Raw genomic sequence first — 11,152 nt, forward strand, 5'->3', positions numbered from 1 at the left:
ATTTAAAAGTTAACAGATTAAAGGCACAATATTTTATTTAGAAAGATTATTCTATAAAACAATATTGGAGGAGAATATATGTTAAAAAATATTTTAAAAACAACAGCGTTTGCGTCAATGACAATGGCACTAGGGGCTTGTGTTTCTGTCGAATCTCAAGCGGCAACAGTAAAGGAAGATTTAAACCTTAGAGAAGGTGCATCGACTGAACATAATGTTAAAGAGGTGCTTGATAAAGGAGAAAATATAAAAATAGTATCAGAGTCAAATGGCTGGTACAAAGTTAAAACTTCAGACAATGAAACAGGTTGGTCATATGGTGAGTATATAGATGCTTCTCAAAAAGAAAAAGAAGAAGCAAGTGCTATTAAAGGAACAGTAACAGAATATTTGAATTTCAGAAAAGGACCATCAATTGAAGATAAAATAATTAGTGTTCATGAAAAAGGAGCCAAAGTAAAAGTTTTATCAAAGAAAGGTGACTGGTATAAAGTTAAAACTTCAGATGGTGAAGTAGGTTGGTCATATAGAAAATATATAAAAGTATCAGATGATAAATTTGCATGGTCAGATAGTGATGCTAATGGAACTTTAAAAGACAACGCTAATATGAGAAAAGGAGCATCAACTAATTATGAGGTTATAAAAGTTTTATCTGAAGGAGAAAAGGTAAAAGTAATATCATCACTAGACGGATGGTATAAACTTCAAAATTCAGATGGAAAAATAGGATGGGTACATAGCTCCCATATAGATACTGATGTGGCTTTAATAACAGGAAATAGAACTTCAAAAAGTTCTTATTCAAAAGAATCATCACAAAATAAATTATCAGATTCAGAAGTTTCATCTTCATCAAATAAAAGTATGGTAGTATCAGCTACAGCTTATAGTGGAGACGGTATAACTGCAACAGGAACAAAACCTAAATGGGGAACAATCGCTGTAGATCCAAATGTTATACCTTACGGAACTAGGGTTTATATACCTAGATTTGGAAAAACATTTATTGCAGAAGACTGTGGTGGAGGAATAAAGGGAAATAAAATAGATATATTTATGAACTCAGATTCACAGTGCAATAGTTGGGGAGTTAGAAACATATCTATACAAATATTAGATTAATATAAATTAGAGGGATATATGGGCGCATATATCCCTTATTTTATAAGATACTTATTATTAAGCAAATCAATTTAGCCTGAGTTGTATTTATGTGCAAAATATTAATTCTCGGTGTAATTGTGTAATATTGAATTATTTGTATAGTTAAACATAAAATAATATTAATATAAGCATTATAGATGAATTTATTACAATTATGATATAAAATATTATAAACATAAATATAAAGAAAGGAAAATTTACATGAGTAGAAGAAGAGAATTGAAAATGAAAAATGTGGGGATCGAGCATTTAGAACAATATAATCAGTTATTAAGATATGTTTTTCAAGTTACAGACAAGGACTTACAAGAAAGTGGCTGGGAAGAAAAAGAAATGATTAGGGCAAAATCACCTACATTGGAACAAGCTTATGTTAAGGGATGGTTTGATGGGGATAAATTAATATCTCAAGTTGCAGTTTATCCTATGAAGGTACGCATTTTTAATAAAACTTATGATATGGGTGGACTTACTGGAGTGGGGACTTATCCAGAATATGCAAACCAAGGCTTAATGCATAAGTTACTTTATCAATCATTGAAAAATATGAAGGAGAACAAACAAAGTATATCTTATTTGTATCCTTATTCTATACCTTATTATCGTAGAAAAGGGTGGGAGATAGTATCAGATAAGATTACATATGAAATCAAAGATTATCAATTGCCAAAAAATAAGCAAGTTTCAGGAGAAGTTGAACGTGTTGATGTGGAAGGTGAGGAAGTGAAAAGAGCTTATGAGCGTTTTGCTTATCAAACTCATGGGGCACTTATAAGAGACGATTTGGCTTGGAATGAATACTGGCTTTGGGATAGTGATGATTTGATGGCTGCCATATATTACAATGACAAAAATGAGCCAGATGGATATGTTCTTTACTGGATTAAGGAAGAAGTCTTCCATATTAAAGATATGATATTTATTAATGAAGAGGCAAGAACGGGCTTATGGAATTTTATAAGTGCCCATTTTTCCATGATAAACAAAGTTGTGGGGGACACATATACAGATGAACCTTTGGCATTTTTATTTGAAGATGCAGATATAAAGGAAAGTATTTCGCCTTATTTTATGGCTAGAATCGTTGATTTAGAAGATTTTATTGAACAATACCCTTTTAAACCTGATAATGTGGTTAGGGAGTGGACTTTTAAGATGGATGATCCTATTCTTACATGGAATCAAGGTTATTTTAAACTTACTATTGATAAAGATGGAAAAGGAAAAATAAGTAGAACTTCTGAAAAAACAGAAGATAGAATTGATATTCAAACTATGACAACTATGTTACTTGGATATAAACGTCCTGATTATTTATATAAGATAGGAAGAATTTCTTGTAGTAATGACACAGTGGATATGTTGGAAGATGCTATAGAACAACAAACACCTTATTTTTCAGACTATTTTTAGAAATCACCTGAGGAGGATAAATGAATAGAAAAAGCATATTTGAAACAAAATCTATATCACAACTAATAGTATTGTTTTCATTTCCAACTATATGCTCCCTAGTCTTGGAATCACTGACCTCTATGGTGGATACGGCCTTTGCAGGTCACTTGAGGGGGATTAGTGAGAAGGCACTGACAGCCATGGGAATAATAAGTCCAGTGTTACTACTACTAATTGCAGCTCAGCTTATTTTTGGAGTATCTACAAGTATAGTTATATCCAAAAGGCTGGGAGAAGATAATGAAGAAAAAATCAATCACACTTTTAAAGTGGGATTTTATGCATGTTCTATATGTAGTATTATTATATCTTTGCTTATATTTTCATTTGAAAATAGTCTGCTACATCTTCTTGGAGCAGAAGGTGAAGTCTTTGATTTGGCCAAGGAATATTTGAATATAGCTGTAATATTCAATGTGTTTAGCTCTGTGGGTTATATGTTACTGAATATTATAAGGGCATTTGGATATCCCAAAATAGAAATTGTGGTGGGAATTTCCGCCACAATCATAAATATAATATTTAACGTTATTTTTACCTTTGTTTTAAATATGGGAATGAAAGGTATAGCACTGTCTACACTGGTCAGCGAAGTATTTTACTTTGGATTTTCCACAATTTTTCTAATTAAAAAGAAACTATGGTTTAAAAGCAGTCATGTGGATTTTGAGGAAAGTAAAGAAATTTTAATTTCCATAGTGAAAATAGGATTTGTTCAATTTCTTATGCAATCATTAAACAGTGTCAGTGCTTTAATTATAAATAAGGTACTTATATTATATGGAAGTGTTTCCTATGTAGGTGCCTGGTCCATATGTAGTAACATGAATATGGTAATTCTGTTGCCACTTATTGGTTTGACCCAAGGTGTTCAGTCTATTGTGGCTTATTTTCACAGTAGCCAGAATAAATCTAAGGAAAGAAAAGTTAAAAACAAAGTTCTGCAGTATAGTTTGATTTATTCTATTACTGTCACACTGATGGTCTTTATATTTGCACCAGAAGTTTTGAAAATTTTCACCAATGATGTTGATTTGCTACAATTAGCTATCCCAATAATGAAAGTTGTGGTGGTAGGATTTCCTTTCTTAGGACTGTTGTACGCAGTAATTACATTTATGCAAGTCTCTGGAAAAGAAGATGATGCAACGAAGCTGGAGCTAATGAGACAGATAGTTTTATCCATACCGTTAGTTATAATTCTTCCTATAATTTTCTTGAGATATGATATTTTTAATATATCACCTCAGCTGTCTGTGTTTTTGGCAGTACCGTTGTCTACTATATTGTTGTTGATTATTTATTTTAAAAAGATTAAAAATATATTAGAAGAATAAGAAAAATGATGATAAAATTAAAGTCCCATAATTCCCAGATTAATGGAGTTATGGGATTTCTATTTGTTTGAGTTTTATTATTGAAAAATTTAACTAGTACAGCGAGTTATTTTATTAATAAAGTATTAGTCAATGGGATTAAAAAATAGATGTACTTAAATATAGAAATAATATAAAAAGGTAATAAATAGAAACAAAATATTGAATTATGGAAAAGATATGAATTATGGAAAAGATATGTAGTATTATGAATGAAAATGTATATTAAGATAAGGAGACTTTCATGAAAAGTACAAAAAAAATTATATCATCAATATTAATAGGAACACTTATTTGGGGAGGATTTAATACTGGATTAGAAAATGAGGTTAATGCTGAATCTAATAAATATATTTTAAATCAAACTATCAATTTGGAAGGATTAGCTAATGAGTATAAGGTAATAGTAAGTAAAACAACAGTTAGAAAATCACCATCTACTAAAAGTTATAAATTAGGAACACTTAGAAGAGGAGATATTGTAAACGTTTATAATATATCTAATGGGTGGGCTAAAATAAACTATAAAGAAAATATAGGATATGTTAAATTATCAGATCTAGAAAAAATAAAAGTTGAAGAATCTATAAAAACAGGAACTATAACAGTTAAATATTTAGACTCATTAACTAAAGAAGAAATATTATCTGCAGATTATTTAGAAAACCTTGAATTAAAAACTTATAGTTATACAGCAAAGGATATAGATGGATATACTCTAGATGGAGATAAAACTCAAAGTATAACAATAACAGAATCAAATCCTAATAAAGTAATTCAATTCTTATATAATAAAAATGAAGAAACAAATGAGCCATCAATTGAGTATTTTGCAAATAAAGGGATATTCTCATGGGAAAATACTCAATGTGCTAAATCTATGAGGGAAGATACTTATTATTGGATAGATAAATTACAACTAAATGAAATATATCAAGCAAATATACTTAGATTAAGTTTGTCAGAAACTAAGGAATTTGTTACAGATTTAAAAGTTAATAAAAAAGTAAGTGTATATGACTTAACAGGAGATGCTTCTTGGTACAATAAACCAGAAGAATTTATAAAAAAAATAGATAGAGTTAAAAATTATAATGATACTGTAGGAAGTGAAAGCAAAGTAAAAGGTATAGTATTTGATGTTGAACCCTGGGTTTTAGGGGATGGAAATTGGTCACAAGAAGAATATGCAAATACAATAAAGAAAGCATATGAACATGCAAAAACTGTAGGTGTCGAAATGATAATGGTTATACCGTTTTGGTTAGAACAAGTTAACTCGGAGATAATAATAGAAAACTCTGATAAAACTATTGTAATGAATTATAATATAAAAGCACCTGTGAAATTTATAAAGGAAGAAATAGAACTTGCAAAGAAGTATAATAAGAAAATTTCTACAGCTGCTGAAACTAAAAAGATAGATGCAGATTATGGTGTAGATACAAGTACAACATATTATTATGTTGGAGTTGATAGATTAAAACAAGACTGGATAGATATATATAATACATATGAATACGATAAATTAGAATTCACACTACATGATTTTAATAGTGTAAAAGAGTTTATAAAATAAATAACAATTACAATACCAATAATGAGTTTAATCAAACTCATTATTGGTATTTTTTTATAGGATTTTATATTTCATTTAAATTAGCTAATATCTTGTGAAATAAAGCAATAGCAATGAATATAAAAAGTAATAAATGGTACCTTTGAGCAATTATGTAAATATATGTCAGTAAACTAAATAATAATCTTTATTATTTTTTGTTTCTTGAAGATTTATATATAAAATTTATGCATATTGAATTTTCTTATTTAAAACATATATATTTTAAAAATCATAAGACAAAAAATGACAAGATAATGTATAATGTTACCTTAGAGGAGGTGTGAAATGATAGTAACAAGAAGAGAATTAAAGTATCCAATTGGAGAAATGGACTATTATAAAGTAAATGAAATGTTTAAGTCTGTACTTAGTCCAGACCCTAATAATAAGGAATATGGATACACTATTAGAAGCTTATATTTTGATAGTATTAATAATGATGATTACTATGCTAAAACTGGTGGAGAAGAAGTGCGTAAAAAAATTCGGCTTAGAATCTATGACACCAAAACAGAAAAAGTTAAACTTGAGATAAAGAGAAAGATTAATATTAACCAAATTAAAGAAACAGCAACAATAAGTAAAGAAGATGCAATAAAACTTATTAATAAAGAATATAGTGTACTACTAAAATACGATAATCAAACTTGCCAATCTGCATACAACATTATGACTATTGGACAATATCAACCGGTTGTACTTGTGGATTATAATAGGCGTGCATATATTCATAACGAAAATAATATTCGAGTTACATTAGATAGTGATATAAGATCAAATGAATTTGAATTTGATATGTTTAGTGAAGATATAATGATGACGCCTATATTTGAATATTATAACGCATTACTTGAAGTTAAATTTGATGGTGAGTTATTTTGCTGGATTTCACAAGCATTAACAGATTTAGACACAACTAATCGTTCACTAAGTAAGTATTGTAGCGGAAGAAGATTTTATGAAAACTACATATTATAAAGGAGTAACAAATGAAAGAGACATTATATAAATATTTAGCTAACCCAAGTGGAGGAGTAACAGTGTTTGGAGCATTAGAAGTAATGATAGTAGCTTTAATGTTATCTATGGTTATATTTTTAACTTATAAAATAACATTTAGCGGAGTTATGTATAATAGAAAATTCAATGTTTCATTAGTTATGTTAACACTTGTAACAACTATGGTTATGATTGTTATAGGTAGTGATATAGCACTATCTTTAGGGATGGTCGGTGCATTGTCTATAGTTCGTTTTAGAACAGCAATTAAAGATCCAAGAGACACAGCTTATATATTTTGGAGTATAGGTGTAGGTCTAAGTGTAGGTACAGGAAATTATATGGTAGCAGCAATTGGATCATTATTCTTACTAGGGGTATTATCTATGTTTAGTTTCAGTGGATTTGGAAAAGAAGATAGATATATTTTAATAATAAGAGGAAATAGAGATAAGGAAGAAGATATAATGAGATGTGTATTCAACTCATTTAAGGGAAGTCAATTAAGAGCTAAAAACTCAGTTGGGACTAATATGGAAATTATATATCAAATAAAAATAAAAAATAATGAAGATAAAAACATAGTGTCAGACTTATACAGTATAGAAGGTGTAAATGCTGTTAATATTGTAGCTCAAAATGGAGAAACAATAGGATAGGTGAAAACTATGAAAAAAGATATATTAAAAGTAGTAATGGCTATAGGATTTATTGTATTAGCTGTAGTCACAGCCACTTATTTAAATGATTTAGAATATAAGGTTAAAAAAGAAGATAAGAAAAATCAAAAGATACAAGCTTTTCAAATATATGAAAATAATTTAAATGATACTAGTTTTAATTTACCCGTATTATTAATAGATACATTAGGACAGCAAGTATCTAGAAATCAAGAAATATCAGGGAATTTACAAGTATACGATAATAAAGATGTCGTAAATACATTAGATGATAAGCCAAAAGTTACAAGTAAAGTAAATATTAAAATAAGAGGAAATAGTTCTACTAAATATCCTAAAAAGCAATTTAGCCTTGAACTTATTAATGGTAAAGGTGAAGATAAAGATGTTAGTTTACTTGGTATGCCAAAAGAATCTGAATGGGTATTAAATGGTCCATTTTTAGATAAATCCCTTATGAGAAATTATATAGCTTTAAATACAGCAAGTAAAATTATGGAATATGCACCACGAGTAAAGTTTTGTGAAGTTATTATGGTAGAGGATGGTAATAAAGAACTGAGTGAAAATAATTATAGAGGTGTGTATACTTTAGTTGAAAAAATTAAAAGAGATGATAAAAGGGTTGATATTACTAAAACTATAGACAATATAAGTGAAACTAGCTTTATATTAGCAAAAGACAGACAAAAGAAAGATGACATTCCTATTAATAGTTATGGAAAAGAAACACATGAATATTTTTATGGTTTAAACGTAGCTTATCCTAAAAAAGACTTAACACCAGAAAAATATAATTATATTGTAGATGAAGTTAGTAAAGTTGAAAGAGTACTTTATTCTGATAAATTTAATCATCCTACTGAAGGATATAGTAAATATATAGATGTAGATACTTTTGTAGACTACTATATTATAAATGAATTTTTCAAAAATACAGATGCAGGTATGTTAAGTACCTATGTATATAAAGACTATGAAGAAAAGATGAAAGCAGGTCCTGTATGGGACTTTAATGAATCGTTAGGAAATTCTTTAAATAAAGATGGACAAGTATATGATTATACAGAGTTTACTATGATTCATAAACCTTGGTTTGATAGATTAATGATGGATATCAATTTTGCCAATAAAGTAGTTGAAAGATATAAGGAACTTAGAAAAACATATTTAAGTGATGAGTATTTAACTAACTTTATTGATGAAACTGTGAAATTACTAGGTACTTCATCAAAGCGTAACTTTGATAGATGGCCAATTGAGATTAGTAATCAAGCGAAGGTATTTGAAGAGAGCGGAGATATAACAGATAATTATTCTGCTGATTTAGATATATATATAAAATATTTAGAGGAACACAAACACTTATTAAAGAATACGGATAAAATGGCCACTTCATATGAAGAAGAAATAAGTTTAATGAAAAACTTCATAGTAAATAGAGGTAAGTGGATGGACTCAAATATTGATAGTTTGAAAAAATGGGCTAAATAGGGGGAAGATAAAATGAAAAAGTTTTTAGTGGCTGCTACCCTAGTATTTATTTTGGCATTAGGATTTTTAGGTGATATTATTGCAAATAAAATAACAGCCCAAAATGATACTTATTTTGTTAAGACAAATAAAGAGGAAATTAATATAGCTATAGATAAGAAATGGCAAAAGCTTGATATTGTTGGAGTTAACTTAGATTCTAATAAGCCTGGTAATTTTCCAAATGAAAAAAAAGTAACAGAGAAAGAATATTTAAATTGGCTAACAATAATAGATAATATGGGAGCTAATTGTATAAAGCTACCAGATATAATGGAATCTGATTTTTACATTGCGTTAGAAAAGTTCAACAAAGATAGAGAAGAACCAATATATATTATACAAGGTATATATTTTGATGAAATTGATTTGAAAAATGGTGAAGATATTCAAAGTGAAGAGTTAGAAGAAAAGTTTAAAAATAACATAGAACTAGTTGTTGACTCGATTCATGGAAATGAACTTACTTCAAGTAAAGCTATAGAAAATCAATATTACAAAGCAGATATTTCAAATTATTTACTTGGTTATACACTAGGGGTTGAATTTGCTAGTCGTGATTTAATATATACTGAATTAATAAATAACAAAAAAAGCTATAATGGAACGTATTTTTATACAAATAAAGATGCATCGTCATTTGAAAGTTATATGGCAAAAACTGCTGATTATTTAGTTAAATATGAGTATAAACAATATAAAGATCAAAGACTTATTGGATTTATAGGGTCGTCAAAAAACTATGAAAAACTAAATAAATCTAATCAAAATGAAGAAGATTCTATTAGTGACTATTTAAACCCAAATAATATAAAGGCAAAGCGTAAATTAAAAACAGGTATATTTGCTTCATATAGTTTATATCCGTCATATACAAATATTAAGGAATATCAAAATAATTTAGAAGGATACCTTAATAAATTAAAAAAGATGCATAAAATGCCTATAATAATTGGTGAATATGGAGTTCCATCTTCGAGAAATAGTGGTGACTTTAATATAGACACTAATAAAGGATATATAAATGAAGAAGAACAAGGTAAAGCTTTAGTTAATGCATATGATGCAATAAACAATGCAAAACTAGCTGGAAGCTTTATATTTGAGTTACAAGATAGTTGGTATAGAACATCATGGAATACTAAAGAATCAAAAATACTTGATAGAGCTCCCCTTTGGAGTGATGCACAAGATTATAGCCAAAACTTTGGTCTAGTTGCTTTTGATCCAGGTAAAGAAAAAAGTGAATCATATCCAGATAATAATATAAGTGAATGGAAAGACAAAGATGTTATTAATAAAAACGATAATATGAGCTTGTCTATGAAAAGTGATGAAAAGTATTTATATTTTATGCTAAAGTCAAAAAATACTATAAATTTAGATAAACAAGATATATATATAGACTTAGATATAACTCCAAACTCTGGTTCAACAAAAAGCTCTCAATTAAACTTAAATTTTGAAAATCCAGTTGATTTTATTATTGAGATAAAAGATAGGAAAAATGCTAAAGTACTTATACATGAGTATTATAATTACTTTAGTTTTAATGAAAATAAAAAAGAAAATCAAATAAGACCTGATTTGATTTCTGTTAAGCCAGATATGGATGAATTCTCACCAATTTATATTGAAAGTAGACCTAGAATGTATGTAGAAGACTTAGATAAAGTAGTGGATAGTATAAAACTTGAAACTGGTAAGCTATTACATGGAAACTCAAATCCATCAAATAAAGACTATAATTCAGCTTCTGATTTTTATATAGGAGATGACTATGTAGAAATTAGAGTACCATGGGCATTATTAAACTTTATGGATCCATCTACAAAACAAATAATGGATGATATATATAAGTATTATGGGGCAAGACCTATGATTATTAATAAAATCAATGTAGGTGCTACAATAAAAGAAAATGAATCTATAAAAACAAAATTAGAAAGTTCTAAATTTAGATTAAAGTCATGGATTATACCAGAGTACCACCAAAGGTTGAAAAAATCATATGACATTATTAAGGGTGAGTTAAATGCAAGAAGTAATTAGAATATATACTATTCTTAGTTTCTTTATATATATCATATTATGTTGTGTAGTATACATGTTAGGTCAAGATATTTTAGATAAAAGAAATGAGAAAAAAATAAAAAAGTTAAGTGAAACATTTGGAGTTGAAATAAAAAGACAAATTGAAGTTCTTAAATTAAACAATAAATTATCTAAAATGGATATTGATTATATAAAATCAAATATAGGCAGTAGAAACTATTTTGCAGTTTTTAATGAAATAATAATTCAATTAAACAAAGACGAAG

The 11,152-nt window shown here is 28.0% G+C and carries 9 protein-coding genes; all 9 read left to right on the top strand.

The window, feature by feature from the left end; translation table 11 throughout:
- Positions 1 to 78 precede the first annotated feature (78 nt).
- Positions 79 to 1,125 carry an SH3 domain-containing protein gene (locus NSA58_RS09575; RefSeq protein WP_079764811.1) on the top strand — a complete coding sequence of 349 codons (1,047 nt, stop codon included), beginning with the start codon at positions 79 to 81 and terminating at the stop codon, positions 1,123 to 1,125.
- A 243-nt stretch (positions 1,126 to 1,368) separates the two neighbouring features.
- Positions 1,369 to 2,580 carry a GNAT family N-acetyltransferase gene (locus NSA58_RS09580; protein WP_039681146.1) on the top strand — a complete coding sequence of 404 codons (1,212 nt, stop codon included), beginning with the start codon at positions 1,369 to 1,371 and terminating at the stop codon, positions 2,578 to 2,580.
- A 20-nt stretch (positions 2,581 to 2,600) separates the two neighbouring features.
- A complete protein-coding gene (locus NSA58_RS09585; protein WP_039681145.1) occupies positions 2,601 to 3,959 on the top strand; it encodes an MATE family efflux transporter in 1,359 nt (452 codons plus the stop codon).
- A 283-nt stretch (positions 3,960 to 4,242) separates the two neighbouring features.
- Positions 4,243 to 5,577, top strand: coding sequence for an SH3 domain-containing protein (locus NSA58_RS09590; protein WP_039681144.1), 1,335 nt, complete (start codon positions 4,243 to 4,245; stop codon positions 5,575 to 5,577).
- A gap of 327 nt (positions 5,578 to 5,904) precedes the next feature.
- Positions 5,905 to 6,597: a polyphosphate polymerase domain-containing protein gene (locus tag NSA58_RS09595; protein ID WP_039681143.1), complete on the top strand. Its 693-nt coding sequence runs from the start codon at positions 5,905 to 5,907 to the stop codon at positions 6,595 to 6,597.
- Between the two features lie 11 nt (positions 6,598 to 6,608).
- Positions 6,609 to 7,277 (top strand): DUF4956 domain-containing protein, encoded by a 669-nt coding sequence (locus NSA58_RS09600; RefSeq protein WP_039681142.1) that lies wholly within the window; start codon positions 6,609 to 6,611, stop codon positions 7,275 to 7,277.
- A 9-nt stretch (positions 7,278 to 7,286) separates the two neighbouring features.
- A complete protein-coding gene (locus NSA58_RS09605) occupies positions 7,287 to 8,792 on the top strand; it encodes a CotH kinase family protein (protein ID WP_039681141.1) in 1,506 nt (501 codons plus the stop codon).
- 12 nt (positions 8,793 to 8,804) lie between these two features.
- Positions 8,805 to 10,883, top strand: coding sequence for a hypothetical protein (locus NSA58_RS09610; RefSeq protein WP_039681140.1), 2,079 nt, complete (start codon positions 8,805 to 8,807; stop codon positions 10,881 to 10,883).
- On the top strand, positions 10,867 to 11,152 hold a 286-nt coding region (locus tag NSA58_RS09615), incomplete at its 3' end, for a hypothetical protein (protein WP_257560415.1). The genes NSA58_RS09610 and NSA58_RS09615, both read left to right, overlap by 17 nt.

Source organism: Terrisporobacter muris, assembly GCF_024621905.1.
Classification (GTDB): Bacteria; Bacillota; Clostridia; order Peptostreptococcales; family Peptostreptococcaceae; genus Terrisporobacter; species Terrisporobacter muris.

Excerpts from the sequence above, each read along its gene's own strand:
- NSA58_RS09610 (WP_039681140.1), top strand. The coding sequence starts at position 8,805 with ATGAAAAAGTTTTTAGTGGCTGCTACCCTAGTATTTATTTTGGCATTA.
- NSA58_RS09585 (WP_039681145.1), top strand. The coding sequence starts at position 2,601 with ATGAATAGAAAAAGCATATTTGAAACAAAATCTATATCACAACTAATA.
- NSA58_RS09595 (WP_039681143.1), top strand. The coding sequence starts at position 5,905 with ATGATAGTAACAAGAAGAGAATTAAAGTATCCAATTGGAGAAATGGAC.
- NSA58_RS09600 (WP_039681142.1), top strand. The coding sequence starts at position 6,609 with ATGAAAGAGACATTATATAAATATTTAGCTAACCCAAGTGGAGGAGTA.
- NSA58_RS09590 (WP_039681144.1), top strand. The coding sequence starts at position 4,243 with ATGAAAAGTACAAAAAAAATTATATCATCAATATTAATAGGAACACTT.
- NSA58_RS09605 (WP_039681141.1), top strand. The coding sequence starts at position 7,287 with ATGAAAAAAGATATATTAAAAGTAGTAATGGCTATAGGATTTATTGTA.
- NSA58_RS09575 (WP_079764811.1), top strand. The coding sequence starts at position 79 with ATGTTAAAAAATATTTTAAAAACAACAGCGTTTGCGTCAATGACAATG.
- NSA58_RS09580 (WP_039681146.1), top strand. The coding sequence starts at position 1,369 with ATGAGTAGAAGAAGAGAATTGAAAATGAAAAATGTGGGGATCGAGCAT.